Source organism: Pseudomonas sp. IT-P2 (genome assembly GCF_949767575.1).
Taxonomy (GTDB): domain Bacteria; phylum Pseudomonadota; class Gammaproteobacteria; order Pseudomonadales; family Pseudomonadaceae; genus Aquipseudomonas; species Aquipseudomonas pharyngis.
The window spans coordinates 206,116-226,000 of the sequence record NZ_CATKQA010000011.1 but is presented as its reverse complement, the minus strand read 5'-3'; the positions used below and the strand labels follow the sequence as shown (position 1 = coordinate 226,000).

The window sequence follows — 19,885 nt, the reverse complement described above, 5'->3', positions numbered from 1 at the left end:
CACCGCTGCGCTCGGCTACGTAATCTGAAAGCACGCAACGGATGCAGACACAGTCCACGGCAGGCCGCTCAGATGAACAACGTCAATGAGGACTGAACAATGAAAAATGCAAAACGGCTTTCCCTTTCACTGGTGATCGGCGCGATGGTGGCCTGCGCAATCAACCTTTCCTCGACCAGCCTGTACCTGGCCGCTGACGGTGCTGATCGAACTCCAGGCATGCGCGTCACTGAAGGCGGCAGTGATCGCACTCCGGGTTTTCGCGTTGCCGAAAACGGCTCTGATCGCACGGCTTTGGGCCGTATCGGCTCAGTCTGAAAATCCGAGGAGAAAAGTGATGAAAGATGCCAAAAAAACCACTCAGGACCATCCTTACGCAGGCATGTGGGTCACCGCGGATGGATTCATCCGTCATGAGCTTCTGACGACTGGTCGTTACGACGAGGCCCGTGGTAAAAACAAGAGCGCCTATCAGGGCCGCTACGAACTGGTCGGTGATTACATCCAGTACTGGGACGACACCGGCTTCACCGCTGATGGCCACTTTCATGACGACGTGCTGTATCACGCCGGAATGATCCTCTATCGGCAATGAGTACTTTGATGATGTCGGGTGAATATCGTCTGCCTGAAAAGCTTCAGGCAGACGCTCATGAACACTTGTGAGAGCCTTGAAATGGAACAGAGCGATGCTTTCATCCTTCAAAACACAGCCGTCTACCGTGACGAACTGGTTCGCCTGCTGACGCAACGCTTTACCACACCCGGGATCTATGAGACCGCCATAGCTCCCCTGCATGTCATCCGTTTCGATGCACCTTCGGAGCTGATCCATACCGTGCACAAACCGGCACTTTGCCTGATCGTGCAAGGACAAAAGGAAATCGGCCTGGGTGACGACCACTACCTGTACGACCCCCTCAGCTACCTGGTGGTTTCGGTCACCCTTCCGGTGTCCGGTCGCGTGCTGATGGCCAGCCCGGAGGCGCCTTACCTGTGTATCCGGTTTGATTTCGAGGCCACGGAAATCGCTCAGGTCATCGCCGATGCTCCGCCGGCGGGCGTCCCGGACGAGCCGGAGCTTGGCCTTTTTCTTGAGAAAGTCGATGTGCCCCTGCTGGAAACAATGCTGCGGCTGGTCCGGCTGCTGGAAACACCGAAAGACATCGGCATGCTGGCACCGCTCGCCCTTCGCGAGTTGTATTACCGCCTCCTGCGGGGTGTGCATGGCCGTCGTCTGTATGAGCTTGCCCTCGGCGACTCGCAAACACGGCGAGTAACACGGGCAATCGACTGGTTGAACAACCACTACACCCAACCCTTGCGCATCGAAGAGCTCGCCCGGGTCGCCAACTTGGGCAACTCCACATTGCATCATCGTTTCAAGGCAGTGACGGCCATGAGTCCGCTGCAGTATCAGAAACAACTGCGCCTGCAGGAAGCCCGCCGCCTGTTGCTCGGCGAAGGGCTGGATGTGGCGAGCGCCTGTTATCGAGTGGGCTACGAAAGCCCGTCGCAATTCAGCCGGGAATACAGTCGCCAGTTCGGGTGCCCGCCCTCCAGAGATGCCAGCCGGGTTCGGAATCCTGCGTGATGGCCTGGCCGGAGCCAGTTCAGGGCAGCAGAGCGCCGGGGAAAGATCCAATACACCGGTTATTGAAGGAACCATTGGAGATTGTTTAAGGGTTTCGGCCATTGCTGTTTAAAGATACTCAGCGTTACTTCCTCAAGGCTACAACGCCTTGCGTCATTACCTACGACTACGCCAGAATCCGCCGGCTTGTGCGTCTGGGACGCGGGTTTTATCGTTTCCGGGTCACTGAAAAACAGTGATCGGGTTTGGTAGCCCGAGTTAACTAGTCGCATAGCGCGCCATTCGCAGACCTCCCCTGGTCTGCACTTGATGGTGGCCATGCGCAGGGCACTTTCGAGTGCGCCGGGTTCCTAGTTACCGGTCTACCAACCCGCGTATTGGCCGCCACCCTTCGTTTGGTAGCGAGGGTGAAGGCTCCTTTTCAATAATTAGGAGTTTCACCATGATCAAACCAACACCGAATCCCCCGGAAACCGATCCAGTCTCCCCCTACAAATTCCCCGACTCTCGAACGCTCAACGAAGCCGCCGAACGCGCCCTTGATCACTACCTGACCCCGCAGCAACGAGTCATGGGCAGCCACCACAAACACGACCCCATGTACCTGGCCAACCCGGCGTACGACACCGAATCCCTGCTGGCCAACGCCAGCGAATCATTGGGATCGGCCAGCGAGATGCTCAACAACTTTGCGGCCACGCTGGAGCCCGCCCATCGCAAGACTGCGATCGGGATTGCGCAGTTGGTGATGCTGAGTGAGTTGGCGGTGAATCAGGCGTTGGATCATGTTGAGGTGAAGAGCTAAACGCTAGCCCTCTTTGGTGACCGACTAGTTCGGAACGACAGAGGGAATGAGCGTTGGCCGAAGCTGCCAGGGGAATGGCAGCTATCGGCCAAAAGCGGTCAACCAGACTCCTCATCCGCGATAGCTATCTGGCGCTACTTGGGATTAACCCGGTGGCGCATCGAGCATTACTTGCCCGTTCTTAGCCATTCTCAGTGACAGCCGCCCAGCTTCGTACCAGCATACTTTTTTACCGCCGTCGACAGAAACATTCCACGGTTTGCTTCCACAGTCTGCTGGATAACCATACTGTTTCTGAGTCTCACAAGCATCGGTGAACGGACATGCTGACTCCTGCAATTGAGCCGTACTACCCAATCGCCCATCCACGGTGAAGTGCTGTTGTAGATAGTGAATACTGGTTTGCAAAACACTTAGCTTCTGTAGGATCTCTTCCGGAAGCTTTGCAATTACACCATTGAGCGGCGCTATCCATTCAATAACGCTATCATCATCGACTTTTTCTTGGCAGACAAGACGCTCTAATATATTTAATGTAAAGTCACGAAACTCATACGCAGTAAACTTTTTCTGAATCATCATCTGCTCTAGCATAAAGGTTTTCGTTCGTTGCTTAAGGCCTTTATCGATTAGCTTGCAATAAATTTCGAGCCCTTCTATATGATCACCAGAGCCAGAGAGAATTTCTTTCAATTGATCAGTATATGAAAAATCCGGATTGGATACGTGCCTTACAAATGCGCGATAGATATCGTCTCCAATTCGATCTTGTTCAACCTTTTTACCATCACCTCGGTCCTTATCCCGTTTGATGGCCGCGCATAATTCAAAGAAAGTTTTAGCTGGAGCGCTGCTCAAAAGAGCCAAATTACCAATTAAAATCCGTTCCTGGGGAGTCGTACCGTGTCCAATTAGGTGTTCAACAAGCGGTCGGTAAGCCAAGTACGGATAGCACGGTGTTTGAGAGTCGAGGATTTTATCCGACAAATGTGGAGCGCGGCGCTGCTCCCGTTCAATTTCGTAAGCAATACCTTCACTAATAAAATCAAGACCGGGGGTTAGGACCAACTCTAGTGGCTCTCCTTTATTGTGCTTCGCAGTGATAGGTATCGATTGCATTTGGATTTTTCCAATCTCACCTTCGGTGCCGTAGGTCAGCGTTACCGACTCGGTAGATACTTCACCGAAACACCACTCTGTTATTTCAGGCCATTGAAAATTTTTATCCTTAGGAATACCGGTAACTGAACCCCGAGATGAGTTCATTACTGCGAAAGCTGCCGTCAGCTGATCGTCGTACTCAAGGCCCTCGTAGGCTGTAAACCAACCACGGTCATCCGTGCCTCTCACAAATGGAGCGACTAGCCAGAAGCAAGCAAGCAACGCGTCAAGACCCGCCAAAGTTGAGAGATTATGGAGGTAATGCGTGTACTCGTGCGCGTGCAGCGCAACCGCACCTTGCAACGGTTCGCCAATCTCCGGACTCAAGTCCCCTTCACTGGTAATACGGGTGAATAGCGAGTGAACGCGATAAGTTCCAAGCGCCCCAGCATTCAAAACTTCCCTTTCATGATACTTATACATTCCCAGCCCTTTAAAATTTAGAATTACAAACTTGCTTGCGCGCCAAAGACTTTAATTTTAAAATCGCACCAAACTAGCATCGCCCCCGTCTCCACCTACAAAACAGGCAACTTGTGAAAGTTATTTTTACCAACTAAAGCGGTAGCATAGCGTATGCTACCATTTTCATACTCTCTCCTCGCGTTTTCCTCGTTCGCCTTCTAAAAATTCATTACTAACTCAGTAAGGCGCCTACTTTATGCAAGATCGGAGCAAGCCAAGCCCCACAATTACTATAAATAGCCAGCCAAGCCAATCTGCTCCAGAGGATCGCTTCGGAGCACTTACCGGTCGCGATGCAGGAGCGTTTTGCGATTGCGTTAGCACCTGAGGTGCGCTGACTGTCTGTCGAACAATTTGAGGCGACTGAGCTCGCATCTTTTCAAGCAGTTGCTGATTCGAGCTTTTCGGAGGGACCGCATTCACAGGCGAACTCTGACTTGGAGTAACTGTCGTAGGCCGTCCCTTTGCCATATTCGAAAGTACACCTGCGTTTCGACTCGGCGCGGAATGAACAGCAGGCGCATAACCCAAGCCACGAAGTCGAAATTTTGCTTCCTGCTCCGGTAATTGTTGTATCTGGCCAGTGGCTGTAATAGTTAATGAAAGGTGAGTGTAACTACCAGCTTTCGCCTTCCCCTTGTAAGGAGGGTCAACTAGACCCGTTACTGAAAGCCAACGTCCCACCCACGACTCATCGGGCAGATTTGATCCGATTGCCTTCATCCCATCAGACCAGATTGATAGCTTGACAGCCTGCCCAAGCCAGTCAGAAAAATTCACAAATACATACGGCTTTTTATTCGCCCCAAACCCAGGTCGAACGGAGTGAATCTGTCCGATTAGCTCGATACGGCTGCCCACCTGAGCAAGAACCTGTGCGTACTTTGTTGCATCGCAGACTGGATAGGCCCCTTGATATCCAACCGTGGAAGGAGTGCCCTTTTGCTTAAACGTGATCGCCCCGCCTACTACTCCTTTGTCCTGAAGAAAATCACTAAGGGCTGGAACGCTTTGAAATTCTCCCACAACCACTCTTGCGAGATTTTTAGCGTGATTTGCCACGCCAGGCAGTTTTAGAACTTCACCGAAAATAATTGAAGAGCCAGGGTCAAGAAAATCGTTTCGCCTAAACACCACGGCACTAGGCTCTGAACGAGAAACACCCCAAAGAGAGGGAGAGGCTATCAGGGCTTGAAGAGCAACATCCAAAGTGAGGAACGAGAAACGATCAAGCCTCTCATTGAAATCTTTATCAGTTCGTCTTGGATGCTGAAAATTGATTTGTCCTAGTTCGGTAGCGAAGCGCCCCCTAAACCCTTCTACGAACATTCCATCATAGTCAATCAATTGCACCGTGCCACCGTCAGCGCTCACCATGACATTTTCGGGCTGGATGTCACCATGAGCGATCTGATTCTGTTCAAGAAACGCGGCTAACTTAGCAAGAGCTTGTCGTAACCGTTGGAGTGCTTGGGTATTTTGATGCTCGCCTTCCAGAAACTCTGCCAAAGTTCGACCCTGCGCCCATGCCATCTTGACGATGGGATATGTCGATCCTTGTATCCGAATTCCATTGGTAATGAACTCAAAAGGCAAGAAGTACGGGCTAGCCAATTGCCGGATTCGCGAGGAAATTGCCTTATATCGCTGTTCTAGCTCCCTTGAGCTTTTGTGGAAACAACGTAGCGCAAACCGCTTTCCAGGAACGTCTACGATATAGGTTAAAGCAAATCCCCCGCACAATGCCAAGGGCGAGCCCAGTCCGGAGGTTTTCAATCGGCCATGTTTCAACTCAGCGTCTTGCAGCACTAAATGCGGGGAGTGCAAGGCCTCGTTGTACTGTTCTAGGGTTGGATATGCCATGGTTTAATCTAACAAGTCAGAGTGGCGATAATCAGCGTGACGTCATCTCTTCGCATTGCACCTGAGGCACGCTCAACCTCCACCAGCTCAAGCAACTCTTTCTGATCCGTTATTCGACTAAGTCTCTCGAATGCATCCAAACTACCTTGCTCTCGACTATTCAGAAGCCATGCCCCCAGCGCATCAGTCATGCAAAGCAGTAGGCATGTGTCGTGCTGCTCGTAACACCACTCTATGCGACTCCAAGTTCCCAGCTCATTGATAATCATCTCAGAGTTCAACTCAGGGCGAGTTGCCAAAAGAGTTGGCTTTTGAGTGAATTGATCCGCACTTACATAGGGTGTGGTTTCAATTACATCATTGCCGATGCACCAAACAGCAAAGCTGTCGCCCAATGTCGTGACGGTGACCGTACTACGATCGTGATCATCCTGCGCAATCAACAACGTAGCGAAGCTGCCACGTTCATATGCAGCAGCTTTAGACCAAGATAAAACGTGAGGGTCGTAGAGCCCTTCATATGATCGGATACACGAGCCTAACTCTTCGTCTGATGGATCAGATTCTAGAAAATAATCCACCACCAGGTTAGCCCAGCTTTTAGCATCAAAAGACTCGGAGGCACCATCTGATAGCACCACACGCCCCCTAGCTGGGGCAATGCGATAGGCATCTTCATTTTCCCCTGGCGTATCGAGGTGCTTGGCTACCGTTCCGTCAAAAAGGATTCGGAATGCCATGGTTATCGCAACTGGGCTGCTCGTGTACCAATGTCGAAAAAGTCTACAATTTCGGCGATATCTCCATTAAAAACGAAACCCCGAGACTCCATGTTTGCGTTAATACCCTTGTCTTGTGCGACTTTATGAAGATGCAAAGGTAGGGGGCTGGACATGCGGAACAACAGCTTTGCGTAGCTATCACTCAGCCCTGCGTCAGAGGCGGGAAACTTCACCGGATCCCCCCCACTCGTACTTACATGAAGATTGAACAGCAAAACATTTCCGTCGCTGGTAGTGATTTGCTGTAGTTGCTGAGCCAGACCCTCAGGATCTCCGTCGGTGGACTCACCGTCGGTAACATGCAACACGGTTGGAGGGTAGCTATCCGGGTGAGCATCGCACCATGCAACCAACTGTTCAGCGGCTGTTGTAATCGCATTACACATAGGGGTGCCACCGCCGGCTTTGGGCTCAAACCAAATTGGGAACTTGATGGACTGATCCACCAAGCCGCCAGCTCCGTCGTCAACTCGCTTGACACGGTCTTCAATGCGCAAGGGATGAGCTTCAATCACAGAGATCGGATTCAGAACCCTCGCAGCAAGCTCACCAGACAAGCCGTTTTGAGCGGTGGCGCCGGAATAGCCCAATACGCCGACCTCGAAATAATCACGAGTACCTTCGGACTTTGTGCAGCGGGTAATTAACGTAGCGAAAGTGCGATTTAGAACATCAGCCACAAATTGGGCTTTTGACTTCCCGTTTGCCATGATGTCTTGCATAGACCCGGACTGGTCCACCAAGAACAGGAATGCAGTGGGACTCGTGCGGCTGATTTCAGCGGTATAGCTCATAGAACCCTCATTGGTTATCTGTACTCCAGTACGTGAAGATATAGCACTTTGAAATCATTTTGGCACCATGAATTTGCCGAGTCATAAACACCCACGGAACAACTCATTTGGCCACTTGGATGAAAACCGCCCTGATCTCCGACACCCACAACCTCCTCCGCCCCGAAGCCCTCGCCGCGCTCCAGGGCTGTGACCAGATCATCCACGCCGGCGACATCGGCAACCCGGACATCCTCGCCCAGCTGGCAAAAATCGCTCCCGTCCACGCCGTGCGCGGCAACAACGATCTCAACAGCCCGTGGGCCGAAAACCTCCCCGACCTCCTGACCTTCACCCTCAACGGCTGGCCAGCACTCCTCGTCCACGACATCGCCGACGTCCCCGCCGATCTCGATCCGGGCATCAAGCTCATCATCACCGGCCATTCCCACAAACCCCGCATCGAATGGCGCGGTGACCGTCTCTACGTCAACCCCGGCAGCGCCGGCCCTCGGCGTTTCAAGTTGCCGGTCACGCTGGCGATCCTCGAGATACAACCCGACTGCATCGAACCGCGCCTGATTTCCCTGCTGGATCCTCCCGCCTGAAACCGCTACCGTTCCCGCATCCAGAACAGGGAACCCACGCTCCATGTCCATCGCCGACAACCTCCTCGCCTTCACCCTCGCCGCCACCCTGTTGACCCTGACGCCCGGTCTCGACACCGCGCTGGTGCTGCGCACCGCCACCGTCGAAGGCAAGCAGCAGGCGTTGCGTGCGGCGTTGGGGATCAATGCCGGTTGTCTGTTGTGGGGTGCGGCGGTGGCGTTTGGGTTGGGGGCGTTGATTGCGGTGTCGGAGCTGGCCTACAACCTGTTGAAGTATTGCGGCGCGGCGTATCTGGCGTGGCTGGGGTTGAACATGCTGCTGCGCCCTCGCCGCTCGCTGGCACCGGCCGAAGCCGACGGCAAGCCGGGGGCGAACTGGTTTTTCAAGGGCATGCTGGGGAACGTGCTGAATCCGAAGATCGGGATTTTCTACGTGTCGTTTCTGCCGCAGTTCATTCCGCAGGGGCAGCCGCTGGTGCCGTGGACGTTCGGGCTGGTGAGCATTCATGTGGTGCTCGGGCTGATCTGGTCGCTGGTGTTGATTGGCGCGACGCAGCCGCTGTCCGGGTTTCTGCGCCGGGAGAAAGTGATTCGCTGGATGGATCGCACCACCGGGATGATTTTCGTGTTGTTTGCTGCGCGGTTGGCGTTCAGCAAGCGTTGAAGCGCCTGCGCTAAACAAATCTTCGGTCGAGAGCTGCCGCCTTCATCAAACTCGAGGCTTGCCCAATACATATGGATATCCGTATATTCGGACAACCATATGTACTGAAGGCATCGTCATGCTCACCCCCGCCTCCGTTTTCAAATGCCTCGCCGACGAAACCCGCGCCCGCGCCACGCTGCTGATCACCCGTGAGGGTGAGTTGTGTGTCTGCGAGCTGGTCTGTGCGCTGGACGACAGTCAGCCGAAAATCTCCCGCCATCTCGCGCAATTGCGCACCTGCGGTCTATTGCTGGATCGCCGTCAAGGCCAGTGGGTTTATTACCGGCTCAACCCTGATTTGCCGACATGGATTCGCACGCTGCTTGAAACCACATTGGCCGCCAACACCGCCTGGCTGGAAGAAAACAGCGCGCGGCTGGCGGCCATGGGCGATCGCCCGCTCAATACGTCTGCCTGCTGCTGAGGATCAACCATGCGAGTTCTATTCATGTGCACCGCCAACAGCTGCCGCAGCATTCTCTCGGAGGCGATGTTCAACCATCTGGCGCCGGCCGGTTTCGAAGCAGTCAGCGCCGGCAGCTTCCCCAAGGGCCAGGTACTGCCGCGCAGCCTGACCACGTTGCAGGCAGCCGGCATTTCCATTGATGGATTGACCAGCAAGGGCAACGAGGCCTTCGAAGACAACCCGCCGGACATCGTCATCACCGTGTGCGACAAGGCCGCCGGTGAAGCCTGTCCGGTGTACTTCGGCCCGGCCCTTAAAGCCCATTGGGGGCTGGAGGATCCGTCGGATGTGCGCGGTGATGAAGACACCATCGACGCCGCCTTCCGCGCCACCCTCGCCCGCATCGAAACCCGCTGCAGGGCCTTCCTCGCCCTGCCCTTCGCCCAACTTGACCGTGATGCCCTCAAGCACGAGCTCGACCGCATCAGCACGCTGTAACCGGAGCCGACATGACCGATTTGCCCAACCTCGATCCTTCACTGGTTCAAACAACCACGCGCGACGAAGGCGCGCACAAGCCGCGCATCCTGCTGCTTTACGGCTCGACCCGACCGCGCTCCTTCAGCCGTTTGCTGGTGGAAGAAGCCGCCCGCCTGCTGGAGCACTTCGGTGCCGAGACACGAATCTTCAACCCTTCGGGTCTGCCGCTGCCGGACGATGCGCCGGGCGATCACCCGAAAGTCCAGGAACTGCTCGAGCTGATGCAATGGTCCGAAGGTCAGGTCTGGTGTTCGCCGGAACGCCACGGCGCAATGTCGGCAGTGTTCAAGGCGCAGATCGACTGGGTGCCGCTGGCCCTCGGCGCGGTGCGTCCGACCCAGGGCAAGACCCTCGCGGTGATGCAGGTCTGCGGCGGTTCGCAGTCGTTCAACGTGGTCAATCAACTGCGCGTACTGGGCCGCTGGATGCGCATGTTCACCATCCCCAATCAGTCATCGGTGCCCAAGGCTTATCTGGAATTCGACGAAGGCAACCGCATGAAACCCTCGGCGCTGTACGACCGGGTGGTGGACGTGATGGAAGAGTTGGTGAAATTCACGCTGTTGCTGCGTGATCGCCCGGATCTGGTGGATCGTTATTCCGAGCGCAAGGAATCGGCGGAGGAATTGATGCAGCGGGTCAATCAGCGGTCGATCTGAATAACCGCAACGCCGCGAACGGTGGCCCGTCGCCCGGGTCACCGAAACTTTTCCGCGCCCTCCGGCCCCATCACCTAACCTCAATGTTTGTGTGATCAACCGGAACCGTCCAGTCCCATGCGTAATGCATTGAAGTCATTGATGTTCATCACCCTGACGCTGCTCTGTCCGGGTGTCTCGATGGTGTCGGCCGCCGACCTGCCCGGCACGCCCGATGTCGGCGCCCCGCTCCCCGGCGTCACGCAAAGCGATCTGCAAGCCTTGCAACTGCGCCTCGACGGCCTCAAGCAGCAGATTTCGTCTGCCAACAATTACAACCAACTCGAAGGCCCGCAGGACCGGGTGCAGACGTTCATTCTGGACATCGATCGGCTGTCGGCATCGCTGTTACCGCAGCAGGCGCAACTGACCGTGCAACTGGGCGTACTCGGGGCTGCGCCGGCCGAAGCGGTCGCCGCCGAGCAAGCCGATATCGCCGCGCAACGGGCGACGTTGATCGAGCAGAAAACCAAAGTCGATACGGCGTTGAAGAACCTCGCCACCCTCAAGCAAAACGCCACGGAGCTGATCACCCAGATCGCCGGTATCCGCCGCACGTTGCTCGAAAGCGAACTGACGCTCAGCACCCACAGCATTCTGAATCCTGGCTTCTGGGCTCCCCTTGTCAATCCGTCGGCGGATGATCGCCAGCGTCTGCGCACTTTCTTCGAACAGGTGCAACAGACCGGCGCCGAAGCCTGGCAACCGGGTCAGCGACTTTACACCGCCCTGCTGGTGGTGCTGGCCTTCGTCGTCTGGACGCTAGGGCGGCGACTGGCCGACCGCTGGCTGGCGTGGGTGTGCATTCACCGCATGCCGGAGGGTCGACTGCGCCGCAGTTCGCTGGCGTTCGCCTCGGCGCTGGCGACTCTCGCGACCACCGCCATCGCCCTGCAACTGCTCTATTACGCCTGCACCCGTCACGTGCCGTTGCCGCCGATGCTGGCGACATTTTCCGATGAGTTCGGGAAAGTGGTTTATGCCTGCGTGCTGATCACAGGGCTCAGCCGCGCGTTGCTCTCGACCGAGCACCCGTCCTGGCGACTGCCGGCGGTGGCTGACCCGGTGGCGCTCGCGCTGCATCCCTACGCACGGATCCTCGCCGCGACGCTGCTGGTGCTGGTGACGGCGGTGCAAGTCAGCAATGCCGCCGGCATGAGCAGTCAGATCGTGCTCGCAGGCAGAGGCATCATTGCGCTGGCGGTGCTCGGTATCGTCACCACGCTGCTGATGCGCGTCGGCAGGGTGCGTAAAACACTGGCCGCAGCCGGTGACACCCAAGTGGCGGGCAACACCTTCGCCGGCGTGGTTTACACCATTGCCACGCTGGCGATGGTGCTGTCGCTCGGCGCCCTGCTCACGGGTTACGTATCGCTGGCGCGGTTCATCACCTATGAACTGGTGTGGGCGTTTATCGTGTTTTCCGGGTTTTACCTGCTGATGCAATTGCTCAGCGACAGCTGCGAATACTTCTTCTCCCCCCGCCATTCCAGCGGCAAGGCGCTGAAACAGCTGCTGGGGGTCGGTGACCGACGCCTTGAGCAGGCCTCAACGCTGCTGGCCGGTTTCGGTCGAGCCGCGCTGTTGCTGCTGGCGGTCATCACCCTGTTCGTCGGCGGGATCGGCACCACACTCGGCCAACTGGCGACCAACATCGGCACGATCCTCGGCGGCGCCGGCCTGCGCAAGCTGAACATCGTCCCCGGCCATTTGCTCAACGCAATGCTGGCGCTGCTGATCGGCATCTACCTGATCCGCGCACTGCGCCGCTGGCTCGACAACGAGTTCCTGCCCAAGACCGACATGGACCCGGGCATGTGCGCCTCGCTCAGCACGCTGTTTTCCAACATCGGTTATGCGGTGGTGATCCTGCTGACCCTGTCATCGCTGGGCGTGCAATGGACCAATCTGGCGTGGATCGTCAGCGCCCTGTCGGTGGGCATCGGCTTCGGCTTGCAGGAGATTGTGAAGAACTTCGTCTCCGGACTGATCCTGCTCACCGAACGCCCGGTCAAGGTCGGCGACCTGATCAGCATCAGCGGCGTCGAGGGCGACATCCGCCGGATCAACGTGCGCGCCACCGAGATCCAGCTCAGCGATCGCTCGATCGTGATCGTGCCCAACTCGCAACTGATCTCGCAGAACCTGCGCAACGTCACCCTCGGCGGCAGCGCCCAGGGCGTGGCGACGCTGGAGCTGATGTTCCCGCTGGATATCGACCCCGAACAGGTGCAGAACCTGCTCTTCGACACCTACAAGGAACACGAAACCATCCTCGAAAAACCGGCGCCGTTCGTGCGCTTCAGCAAGCTGACGCCGGACGGGATTACGTTGACGGTGACCGGGTATGTGGCGAGCCCGAGGATTGTCGGGACGACCAAGAGTGATCTGCTGTTCGAGATTCTCAAGCGGCTGGGGGCGGCGGGGATTGAGCTGGCGAAGCCGCCGAGTACCTGAGGTAAAACCTGCTGCGCGCCTGCCTGATCAGGCCTCAGGGGTTTCAATCGACTCTGGAGCCGCTTGCGCCTCGAGCTTCAGGCGATCCGCCTTGCTGATGTACTTCGGCTTGTTGCTCTTGGGCGCCAGTTTGGCGTTGGCCTTTCTGGATTTTTCCTTGAAGAGCTGTTGCAGTTTTTTCTGACGGTTCATGGTGTTTTTTGGCCTGCTTGAAAGTTGTTGGATGATATCAGCGTTGGGCCTGCTTCACCCCAGCACGTCAGTAATCCAGCGCACCTGCTGCGTCAGCTCCTGCACCTTGTGTTCACAAACGGCATGCCGAGCCCGTCCAAAGTGAGCCAGCGTCTGCTGCTTGTGCCGCAGCCGGTGCTGCCACTTGGTGACAAACGCCGGACTGCGCGCCTGCAACTGCAGCGGCCCGAAGTACAGTTCCTCGGCGGTATAGGAAACCAGCCCGCCCCGCTCGGCCACGATGATTTCGTAGTCGAAGCGGTTCTCCCGAAGGATTTCCTCACAGAGGATTCGATAGTCGTTGTCCATCAGCCATTGGCGCAGCGGTTGCTCGCCGCCGTTGGGTTGCAGGATCAGGCGTTCGCGGCCGCTCAGGCGCGTCTTGCCGGCTTCGAGGATGTCGCGGATGGTTTCACCGCCCATGCCGCACACGGTAATTGCCGTGATCCCGTCTTCCGGTTCGACGGCCATCAAACCATTGGCCAGACGTACGGTGATCTGCTGCTCAAGATCGTTTTCGCGCACGGTGCGTTGCGCCGAACGGAACGGCGTCTCGGCCATCTCACCCGCCACCGCCGCCGTGATCGCGCCACGGCGCATCAGGGCCACCGGCAGGTAGCCGTGATCCGAGCCGATATCGGCCAGCCGCGCACCGGCGGGCACATGCGCCGCCACACGCTCCAGGCGCAGGGACAATGTCTGTTCGTTCAACCGCAACCCCTTTCACTCTGAACGCCCGGCACCAGTGGCCGGATCGGGGCGCGATTCTGGGGGGCAACGGCGGGCATTTCAAATTTATGTGACCAACCGCGATGCCTAGACCAACACCGCCAACCAAGCCGACAGCAACAACAAAACCGCCAGCCCGGCATTCATTCGCCGAAACGCTCGTGGCGAGCCAAAGAACCGCGCGCTGCCCACGCCCAGCAGCGCCCACGCCGTCATGCACGGCAGGCAGACCATTAGAAAAACCGCCGACAACAGCACCATCCGCGCACTCTCTTCGCCGTTGCCGCCAAACACGCTCACCACCGCCACGGCCATCATCCATACCTTGGGATTGATCAATTGCAGGCCGGCGGCGCCGAACACGTTGAAGCCGTCATCAGCCGCTGTCGCCGAGTCCAGCGACGGCGGCGTGCTGCGAAAGATCTGCCACGCCAGCCAGCTCAGCCACAACACCCCAGCCCAGGCCATCGCCTGCTGGACACGGGGATAGCGCAGCAAGGTTTCCCCCACGCCGAGTCCGACCACCAACACCACCAGCGCCGCCGACACACATGCGCCGAAGATGATTGGCAGCGTGGCCGTCATGCCGCGTCGCGAGCTGTGGCTCATCACCAGAATATTGGTCGGCCCCGGGGTGATCGAGGCGACGAAGGAAAACAGCAGAAAGGGCAGCAACGATTCCATGACAGGACTCCCGAATCAGAACAGGAGGCCATGGTCGCGGTTGCGCGGGGGGTCAGTCTGGAAGGTTTGAGCAGCGCTTGCGGTAGTCCGCCGGCGTCAGGTGATAGGCACGGCGAAACCAGCGCCCGAGATGGCTTTGATCGGCGAAACCGAGGGCGCTGGCGACGGTGGCGGGTGTTTCGCCGCGCGCCAGCAACTGTCGGGCGCGGGCCAGGCGCAGTTGGATCAGATAGGCATGGGGCGCCAGCCCGAAAGCGGCCTTGAACGCACGGGTCAGACGAAAGCGATCGACCCCGCAGGCCTGGGCCAGGTCGTCCAGCCCGATGTCTTCGAAGGCATGCGCATGCAGATAGTCCCGCGCCACCTGGGCCACCCGTGGCAGGCGCGGATCGAACGGCTGGCGCTTGCGCCAGTCGAGGTGGGACGTCAGCGAACCGAGCAAGGTGTCGATGGCGGTCTGGCGCACGATGCGCAAGTCGCCTTGATGCAAGGCGTTGAAGGCCTGATTGATGGCCGTGGACAGGCGCGAATCCTGGCTCAGGGTATCGGTGAACCCGAGCTGGCTGTTGTCCGGCGCATGCTCGAACAGCACGCGCAATTCACGCTCCAGCCAGTGCGGGTCGAGGTAAAGCATGGAATAGGTGAAACCCTCCTCCGTCGGCGCATGCCCGTCGTGGATCTCACCCGGTTCCAGCATGAAAATCTTGCCCGGCGTACTCAGATGGCGCACGCGCCGGCAATGAAACTGCTGCACGCCCTGCTCGGTGACGCCCACCAGAAAGCTGTCATGCCAGTGCGGATCGTAGGCATGGCCCTGGAAATGGGCACGAATCGACTCGATCCCGGTGTCGGCATCCTGAGACAAGTCGATCCAGTTGCGTTTGTCCACGCAAGGCTCCGAAGGCAGTGGTTGTTCGTCAAGGACGTCTACGTTACCGCGACTTTGCCGATGGGTTTAGAACATTTGTGCACGCGAGCCAGGCAGGCCATTCAGCAAATTTAATGAACCCTGAGTGTCACGGCCCGCCTAAGTCAAAGACCATCAGGAGGTAGCTCATGCAAATTGAAACCACGTGGATCGTACTGGCCGTCGTGCTTTTGCTCATCGAATTGTGGGCGATCAACCGGGTGCGCAAGAGTGAGGGGAAAGCCAGCAACAAAGGCGTCTGGATCGTATTGATCGTGTTTGTGCCGCTGTTCGGGCTGATCGCCTGGGCGCTGGCCGGGCCAAAGCAGGTTACTCAGGCCTGAAAACTCAAGGCAAGCAGGAGCCCCGAACATTCGGGGCTTTTTGTTGGCCGCTGGTTTGTATCGCAGTGTGTACGAACGCCTCCCGGATACATGCCCGCGCATCAGCTGATGAAAACGGAAACAGCGCAGATACGTGGCCAGTCTTTAATGGGCTCCAGATTCGAAGGGTTCAGCCAGAACCCGGCCCTCGCCGATCATAAGGAGACTTGCCATGAAGCACGCACCACACGCCACCGTCACTACCGGGAAAAACCGTCGTCGCCTGTTGGGCTTGTCGATGCTCGCCACAGCGCTGTTGCAGTTCGGCGCCTTCGCTCAAGCGCAAACTTCAGCACCGGAGCCGGTCAAGACCGCAGCCGCCAGCGTCAAGGCCGATCTGCCCTTCGGCCCGCTGAAACACGTGAAGGCTGGCCTGCTGGACGTGGCCTACGCCGAAACCGGCCCGGCCAATGGCCCGGTGGTGATTCTGCTGCACGGCTGGCCGTATGACATTCACAGCTACGACGACGTCGCGCCGCTGCTGGCGGCCAAGGGTTATCGGGTGTTGATGCCGTATGCGCGGGGTTATGGCGACACGCACTTCCTGTCCGACAAGACCGTGCGCAACGGTCAACCGGCGGCGCTGGCCAGTGACGTGATCGATTTCATGGACGCCCTGAAGATCAAGCAAGCCGTGCTCGGCGGCTACGACTGGGGCGCGCGTTCGGCGGACATCGTTTCGGCGCTGTGGCCGGAGCGGGTCAAGGCACTGGTGTCGGTCAGCGGTTACCTGATCGGCAATCAGGCCGCCGGCAAGAATCCGCTGCCGCCCAAGGCCGAGCTGCAATGGTGGTATCAGTTCTACTTCGCCACAGACCGTGGTGAGGCGGGTTACACCAAGAACACCCATGATTTCGCCAAGCTGATCTGGCAACTGGCGTCACCGAAGTGGGCGTTCGACGATGCCACCTTCGACCGCAGCGCCAAGGCGTTGCAGAACCCGGATCACGTCGCGATCACCGTATTCAACTACCGCTGGCGTCTGGGCCTGGTGCAGGGTGAAAGCCAGTACGATGCGCTGGAACAGAAACTCGCCACCGCACCGTCGATCAGCGTGCCGACCATCACCCTGGAAGGCGATGCCAACGGCGCCCCGCACCCGGCGCCCGAGGACTACGCCAAACGCTTCACCGGCAAATACCAGTTCCGCCTGATCAACGGTGGCATCGGTCACAACCTGCCGCAGGAAGACCCGAAAGCCTTCGCTCAGGCGATCATTGACGCCGATCACCTCTGAAGCCGCACGCCAAACGGCTCGTCATTTGACGAGCCGTTTTTCTTTGGACGGCCGATAACCGAAATAGGCGCTGTAGCACTTGCTGAAATGACTCGGCGAAACGAATCCGCAGGCCACCAGCACGTCCACTTGGGACAGCTCGGTGTGTTGCAACAGGCGCCGAGCCTCAGTGATGCGCAGTTCCATGTAATAACGCTGCGGTGTGGTGCCCAGTTGTTCCTTGAACAGCCGTTCCAGCTGACGTCGGGAGCGACCGGCATACACCGCCAGTTGCTCCAGCTCCAACGGTTCTTCGAGGTTGGCGTCCATCAGCTTCACCACCTCACGCAACGGCGCGCTGACGCAGATGTTCTCGGTCGGTTTGATCCGCCGGTAACGCGATTCCTCGAACGCCAGAATGTCTTCGATGCCTTCGACCAGCGCCTTGTCGTGCAGGCCCTTGATCCAGTCCAGCGCCATGTGGAACGCGCCGGAGGGACTGGACGCGGTCAACCGGTCGCGGTCGATCACATAGGGTTCGCTGCTGACCTGAGTCGCCTTGGAAATTTCCGCCAGCGCCGGCCGATGCTCCGGGTGAATCGCACAGCGATAACCTTCCAGCACCCCTGCCCGACCCAGGAACCACGCGCCGTTCCACAACCCGGCCAGGATCACGCCGGCCTCGGCGGCCATTTTCAGCAGGTTGATAAACTCGTCGCTAGCCTTCAATTCCGTGCGGTAACCGCCGCAGATCACCAGCAGATCCAGCTCCTGCAACACGCTGGTTTCCAGGCGCGCGTCCGGGCGGATCACCAGCCCCAGGTCGCTGATCACTTCACCGTCGCTCAAGCCAAAGGTGCGCGTGGAAAACAGACCGGGGCGCAGCAGATTGGCGGTGACCAGGGTGTCCAGCGCCTGGGTGAAGGCCGGCAGGGAAAAATGCTCCAGCAGCACAAACCCGGTGCGGGTCATGCGTCCCGGCCCGCTGGCGGGCTCGTTCAGGTAGCGAAGGTTCTTGCCCTTCATGCCACCGCTGAATTGGCGTCGTTCGATCAAGGTGGGGTCCATCGTTTCGTTGTTATGGCGCCATGCTAACCGGCGTCGCAGCAAATTACTCGCGAACGACGCAAGCACCCATCCAGAGATCGTTCCCACACCATTGACCTTGATCGTTCCCACGCTCTGCGTAGGAATGCCTCCATGGACGCTCTGCGTCCGGCGTTGGGAGGGACGCGGAGCGTCCCGGGCTGCATTCCCACGCAGAGCGTGGGAACGATCAGCGCGATCAGTGCTGAAACGAGCGAGCCTGCGTCCCAACGTCGCAGGCCCGGCACCTTGGCAAACGCCACACAAGGCTTAAAATCGCGCCTCCTCTCGCAGTCGCCCGACCGGCGCCTGCCCGCAGCCATGACAACCCTCAGGTTTGAACAGCCGGCCACTTTCACGAAGTGCGCCAGGCTCAATCGTCCTGCCCGTTCGGCGGTCGTTTGTCTTCAACACACTTCGGCTTGGCACTCGCATGCGCAGAGGCGCACGTTCCGCTGTTCGATCACTTGAGGTTTTTATGACACCGCGTTTGCTGGCCATGGCGCTGGCGCCCCTGCTCGGGCTATTCATTGTTGCCCTGGGCAACGGCTTTCTGTCTTCTTTGACCACCCTGCGTCTGGGCGCGGCCGGCGAATCGGCGACGATGATCGGCATCGTGTCCTCGGCCTATTTCATCGGCCTGACGCTGGGCGCGATCTTCAACGACCGGTTGATCCTGCGCATCGGCCACATCCGCGCCTACAGCAGCTTCGCCTCGCTGATCGCCGCGACCATCCTGCTGCAAGGGCTGTTTTATGACACCTGGGGCTGGGTCGTGCTGCGACTGATCAACGGCTGGGCCACGGTCGGTGTGTTTCTGGTGATCGAGAGCTGGCTGCTGCTGGCCGGTGACGCGAAGATTCGCGGCCGTCTGCTCGCGTTGTACATGATCGTTCTCTACGGCGCCGGCGTGCTGGGTCAGGCGTTTTTGGGGAAAATCACCGGGCTGGGCGACACGGCGCCGTTCATGGTCGCCGGCATGCTCGCGACCTTGTCGGTGCTGCCGATCGTGATCCTGCCGCGGGTTTCGCCGCTGCTGGAACAGGTCGAACCGCTCAAGCCTCGGGCGCTGCTCGGCGTGTCGCCCACCGGGCTGGTCGGCTGCTTCGGCTCCGGCGTGACCATCGCGGCGATCTACACCCTGCTGCCGCTGTACCTGCAACGCATCGGCCTGAATGTCGGCGAAGTCGGCAGCATGATGGCCTGGACGATCCTCGGCGCAATGCTGCTGCAATACCCGGTCGGACGCTGGTCCGACCGCAAGGATCGCCTGCAAGTGCTCACCGTACTGTGCGCCGCGTGCACCGTGCTGTCGCTGGTGATCGTGCTGGTGCCGCTGTCCTCGGCCATGCTCGCGGCGATGCTGTTCCTGCTGGGCGGCGGCGTGTTCGCGCTGTACCCGGTGGCCGTCAGCCACGCTGCCGACCGTGCACCGGTCGAAACGTTGGTGCCGATGATTCAAGGCATGCTGCTGATCAATTCGCTGGGCTCGGCGATGAGCCCGCTACTGATCTCCCCGGCGATGAATGCCCATGGCGAAACCGGCCTGTTCTGGGCCTTTGCGCTGGTCAATCTGAGCATGGTGACGTTCTTCTTCTGGCGTCGTGGCAAACGTCCGGTGCCGGCCAACCCGGCGCCGTTTGCGGCGGCAGCGACCTTCTCGCCAACTGGCGCCGAGCTGCGAGTGACCGAGGATCTGCGTCAGGCGGCGCAGGAGCATCCGCCGATGGTCGATGCGTTGAGTGGCGAAGCGGCGCCGCAGACAGGATCGCGCTACGAAGCCAGTTGAGT

At 58.4% G+C, this 19,885-nt stretch carries 22 protein-coding genes; 13 read left to right on the top strand and 9 right to left on the bottom strand.

Annotated elements, in window-relative coordinates:
* Positions 1-99: 99 nt before the first annotated feature.
* The 4 genes from ACM6JM_RS07855 to ACM6JM_RS07840 all read left to right on the top strand — a co-directional run bounded on the left by ACM6JM_RS07855 (position 100) and on the right by ACM6JM_RS07840 (position 2,399).
* The gene (locus tag ACM6JM_RS07855; RefSeq protein WP_414881617.1) at positions 100-318 is read left to right on the top strand and encodes a hypothetical protein; all 219 of its coding nucleotides are present in this window, start codon (positions 100-102) and stop codon (positions 316-318) included.
* Positions 319-337: 19 nt separating this feature from the next.
* Entirely contained in the window at positions 338-595 is a 258-nt protein-coding gene (locus ACM6JM_RS07850; protein WP_103387268.1) for an Atu4866 domain-containing protein, read from the top strand.
* An 81-nt stretch (positions 596-676) separates the two neighbouring features.
* Positions 677-1,594 (top strand): AraC family transcriptional regulator N-terminal domain-containing protein, encoded by a 918-nt coding sequence (locus ACM6JM_RS07845; RefSeq protein WP_414881907.1) that lies wholly within the window; start codon positions 677-679, stop codon positions 1,592-1,594.
* A gap of 442 nt (positions 1,595-2,036) precedes the next feature.
* Complete coding sequence (locus ACM6JM_RS07840) at positions 2,037-2,399, top strand: DUF6124 family protein (protein ID WP_074690824.1); 363 nt, start codon at positions 2,037-2,039, stop codon at positions 2,397-2,399.
* 144 nt (positions 2,400-2,543) lie between these two features.
* On the opposite strand, the gene ACM6JM_RS07835 is transcribed toward ACM6JM_RS07840, so the two are convergent.
* The 4 genes from ACM6JM_RS07835 to ACM6JM_RS07820 all read right to left on the bottom strand — a co-directional run bounded on the left by ACM6JM_RS07835 (position 2,544) and on the right by ACM6JM_RS07820 (position 7,464).
* Positions 2,544-3,983 carry a hypothetical protein gene (locus ACM6JM_RS07835; RefSeq protein WP_414881616.1) on the bottom strand — a complete coding sequence of 480 codons (1,440 nt, stop codon included), beginning with the start codon at positions 3,981-3,983 and terminating at the stop codon, positions 2,544-2,546.
* Between the two features lie 231 nt (positions 3,984-4,214).
* Entirely contained in the window at positions 4,215-5,888 is a 1,674-nt protein-coding gene (locus tag ACM6JM_RS07830) for a protein kinase family protein (RefSeq protein WP_414881615.1), read from the bottom strand.
* Positions 5,889-5,896: 8 nt separating this feature from the next.
* On the bottom strand, positions 5,897-6,628 hold the full coding sequence (locus ACM6JM_RS07825) for a hypothetical protein (RefSeq protein ID WP_414881614.1): 732 nt from the start codon (positions 6,626-6,628) through the stop codon (positions 5,897-5,899).
* 2 nt (positions 6,629-6,630) lie between these two features.
* Positions 6,631-7,464 (bottom strand): VWA domain-containing protein, encoded by an 834-nt coding sequence (locus tag ACM6JM_RS07820; RefSeq protein ID WP_414881613.1) that lies wholly within the window; start codon positions 7,462-7,464, stop codon positions 6,631-6,633.
* Positions 7,465-7,583: 119 nt separating this feature from the next.
* Between ACM6JM_RS07820 and ACM6JM_RS07815 the strand changes: the two genes are divergently transcribed.
* From ACM6JM_RS07815 to ACM6JM_RS07790, 6 genes are all read left to right on the top strand, one after another.
* Positions 7,584-8,051, top strand: coding sequence for a metallophosphoesterase family protein (locus tag ACM6JM_RS07815; RefSeq protein WP_414881612.1), 468 nt, complete (start codon positions 7,584-7,586; stop codon positions 8,049-8,051).
* A gap of 43 nt (positions 8,052-8,094) precedes the next feature.
* Positions 8,095-8,715: a LysE family translocator gene (locus ACM6JM_RS07810; protein ID WP_064595875.1), complete on the top strand. Its 621-nt coding sequence runs from the start codon at positions 8,095-8,097 to the stop codon at positions 8,713-8,715.
* Between the two features lie 118 nt (positions 8,716-8,833).
* Complete coding sequence (locus tag ACM6JM_RS07805; RefSeq protein WP_064595873.1) at positions 8,834-9,181, top strand: metalloregulator ArsR/SmtB family transcription factor; 348 nt, start codon at positions 8,834-8,836, stop codon at positions 9,179-9,181.
* 9 nt (positions 9,182-9,190) lie between these two features.
* Positions 9,191-9,661: an arsenate reductase ArsC gene (locus ACM6JM_RS07800; RefSeq protein ID WP_414881611.1), complete on the top strand. Its 471-nt coding sequence runs from the start codon at positions 9,191-9,193 to the stop codon at positions 9,659-9,661.
* Positions 9,662-9,672: 11 nt separating this feature from the next.
* On the top strand, positions 9,673-10,362 hold the full coding sequence (gene arsH, locus ACM6JM_RS07795; RefSeq protein WP_064595868.1) for an arsenical resistance protein ArsH: 690 nt from the start codon (positions 9,673-9,675) through the stop codon (positions 10,360-10,362).
* Between the two features lie 117 nt (positions 10,363-10,479).
* The gene (locus ACM6JM_RS07790) at positions 10,480-12,858 is read left to right on the top strand and encodes a DUF3772 domain-containing protein (RefSeq protein WP_414881610.1); all 2,379 of its coding nucleotides are present in this window, start codon (positions 10,480-10,482) and stop codon (positions 12,856-12,858) included.
* A 27-nt stretch (positions 12,859-12,885) separates the two neighbouring features.
* Here ACM6JM_RS07790 and ACM6JM_RS07785 read toward each other — a convergent pair whose 3' ends face one another.
* From ACM6JM_RS07785 to ACM6JM_RS07770, 4 genes are all read right to left on the bottom strand, one after another.
* Positions 12,886-13,050 (bottom strand): DUF2986 domain-containing protein, encoded by a 165-nt coding sequence (locus tag ACM6JM_RS07785; RefSeq protein WP_064595861.1) that lies wholly within the window; start codon positions 13,048-13,050, stop codon positions 12,886-12,888.
* A 54-nt stretch (positions 13,051-13,104) separates the two neighbouring features.
* On the bottom strand, positions 13,105-13,800 hold the full coding sequence (locus ACM6JM_RS07780; RefSeq protein ID WP_414881609.1) for a tRNA (adenine(22)-N(1))-methyltransferase: 696 nt from the start codon (positions 13,798-13,800) through the stop codon (positions 13,105-13,107).
* A gap of 105 nt (positions 13,801-13,905) precedes the next feature.
* Complete coding sequence (locus ACM6JM_RS07775; protein ID WP_414881608.1) at positions 13,906-14,502, bottom strand: LysE family translocator; 597 nt, start codon at positions 14,500-14,502, stop codon at positions 13,906-13,908.
* A 52-nt stretch (positions 14,503-14,554) separates the two neighbouring features.
* Positions 14,555-15,391, bottom strand: coding sequence for an AraC family ligand binding domain-containing protein (locus ACM6JM_RS07770; RefSeq protein WP_414881607.1), 837 nt, complete (start codon positions 15,389-15,391; stop codon positions 14,555-14,557).
* Between the two features lie 167 nt (positions 15,392-15,558).
* Here ACM6JM_RS07770 and ACM6JM_RS07765 point away from each other — a divergent pair, with 167 nt between their 5' ends.
* Both ACM6JM_RS07765 and ACM6JM_RS07760 read left to right on the top strand, forming a co-directional pair.
* On the top strand, positions 15,559-15,753 hold the full coding sequence (locus tag ACM6JM_RS07765; RefSeq protein WP_039773123.1) for a PLDc N-terminal domain-containing protein: 195 nt from the start codon (positions 15,559-15,561) through the stop codon (positions 15,751-15,753).
* A gap of 211 nt (positions 15,754-15,964) precedes the next feature.
* Positions 15,965-17,029 carry an alpha/beta fold hydrolase gene (locus ACM6JM_RS07760; RefSeq protein ID WP_414881606.1) on the top strand — a complete coding sequence of 355 codons (1,065 nt, stop codon included), beginning with the start codon at positions 15,965-15,967 and terminating at the stop codon, positions 17,027-17,029.
* Between the two features lie 21 nt (positions 17,030-17,050).
* On the opposite strand, the gene ACM6JM_RS07755 is transcribed toward ACM6JM_RS07760, so the two are convergent.
* Positions 17,051-18,076, bottom strand: a complete 1,026-nt coding sequence (locus ACM6JM_RS07755; protein ID WP_414881605.1) for a GlxA family transcriptional regulator — start codon at positions 18,074-18,076, stop codon at positions 17,051-17,053.
* A gap of 496 nt (positions 18,077-18,572) precedes the next feature.
* Here ACM6JM_RS07755 and ACM6JM_RS07750 point away from each other — a divergent pair, with 496 nt between their 5' ends.
* On the top strand, positions 18,573-19,883 hold the full coding sequence (locus tag ACM6JM_RS07750) for an MFS transporter (protein ID WP_085611848.1): 1,311 nt from the start codon (positions 18,573-18,575) through the stop codon (positions 19,881-19,883).
* The last annotated feature ends 2 nt before the right edge of the window (positions 19,884-19,885 follow it).

What these genes read in the sequence shown, in the direction of transcription:
- ACM6JM_RS07855 (WP_414881617.1), top strand. Translation starts at nt 100, where the DNA reads ATGAAAAATGCAAAACGGCTTTCCCTTTCACTGGTGATCGGCGCGATG.
- ACM6JM_RS07850 (WP_103387268.1), top strand. Translation starts at nt 338, where the DNA reads ATGAAAGATGCCAAAAAAACCACTCAGGACCATCCTTACGCAGGCATG.
- ACM6JM_RS07845 (WP_414881907.1), top strand. Translation starts at nt 677, where the DNA reads ATGGAACAGAGCGATGCTTTCATCCTTCAAAACACAGCCGTCTACCGT.
- ACM6JM_RS07840 (WP_074690824.1), top strand. Translation starts at nt 2,037, where the DNA reads ATGATCAAACCAACACCGAATCCCCCGGAAACCGATCCAGTCTCCCCC.
- ACM6JM_RS07835 (WP_414881616.1), bottom strand. Translation starts at nt 3,983, where the DNA reads ATGTATAAGTATCATGAAAGGGAAGTTTTGAATGCTGGGGCGCTTGGA.
- ACM6JM_RS07830 (WP_414881615.1), bottom strand. Translation starts at nt 5,888, where the DNA reads ATGGCATATCCAACCCTAGAACAGTACAACGAGGCCTTGCACTCCCCG.
- ACM6JM_RS07825 (WP_414881614.1), bottom strand. Translation starts at nt 6,628, where the DNA reads ATGGCATTCCGAATCCTTTTTGACGGAACGGTAGCCAAGCACCTCGAT.
- ACM6JM_RS07820 (WP_414881613.1), bottom strand. Translation starts at nt 7,464, where the DNA reads ATGAGCTATACCGCTGAAATCAGCCGCACGAGTCCCACTGCATTCCTG.
- ACM6JM_RS07815 (WP_414881612.1), top strand. Translation starts at nt 7,584, where the DNA reads ATGAAAACCGCCCTGATCTCCGACACCCACAACCTCCTCCGCCCCGAA.
- ACM6JM_RS07810 (WP_064595875.1), top strand. Translation starts at nt 8,095, where the DNA reads ATGTCCATCGCCGACAACCTCCTCGCCTTCACCCTCGCCGCCACCCTG.
- ACM6JM_RS07805 (WP_064595873.1), top strand. Translation starts at nt 8,834, where the DNA reads ATGCTCACCCCCGCCTCCGTTTTCAAATGCCTCGCCGACGAAACCCGC.
- ACM6JM_RS07800 (WP_414881611.1), top strand. Translation starts at nt 9,191, where the DNA reads ATGCGAGTTCTATTCATGTGCACCGCCAACAGCTGCCGCAGCATTCTC.
- arsH (WP_064595868.1), top strand. Translation starts at nt 9,673, where the DNA reads ATGACCGATTTGCCCAACCTCGATCCTTCACTGGTTCAAACAACCACG.
- ACM6JM_RS07790 (WP_414881610.1), top strand. Translation starts at nt 10,480, where the DNA reads ATGCGTAATGCATTGAAGTCATTGATGTTCATCACCCTGACGCTGCTC.
- ACM6JM_RS07785 (WP_064595861.1), bottom strand. Translation starts at nt 13,050, where the DNA reads ATGAACCGTCAGAAAAAACTGCAACAGCTCTTCAAGGAAAAATCCAGA.
- ACM6JM_RS07775 (WP_414881608.1), bottom strand. Translation starts at nt 14,502, where the DNA reads ATGGAATCGTTGCTGCCCTTTCTGCTGTTTTCCTTCGTCGCCTCGATC.
- ACM6JM_RS07765 (WP_039773123.1), top strand. Translation starts at nt 15,559, where the DNA reads ATGCAAATTGAAACCACGTGGATCGTACTGGCCGTCGTGCTTTTGCTC.
- ACM6JM_RS07760 (WP_414881606.1), top strand. Translation starts at nt 15,965, where the DNA reads ATGAAGCACGCACCACACGCCACCGTCACTACCGGGAAAAACCGTCGT.
- ACM6JM_RS07755 (WP_414881605.1), bottom strand. Translation starts at nt 18,076, where the DNA reads ATGGACCCCACCTTGATCGAACGACGCCAATTCAGCGGTGGCATGAAG.
- ACM6JM_RS07750 (WP_085611848.1), top strand. Translation starts at nt 18,573, where the DNA reads ATGACACCGCGTTTGCTGGCCATGGCGCTGGCGCCCCTGCTCGGGCTA.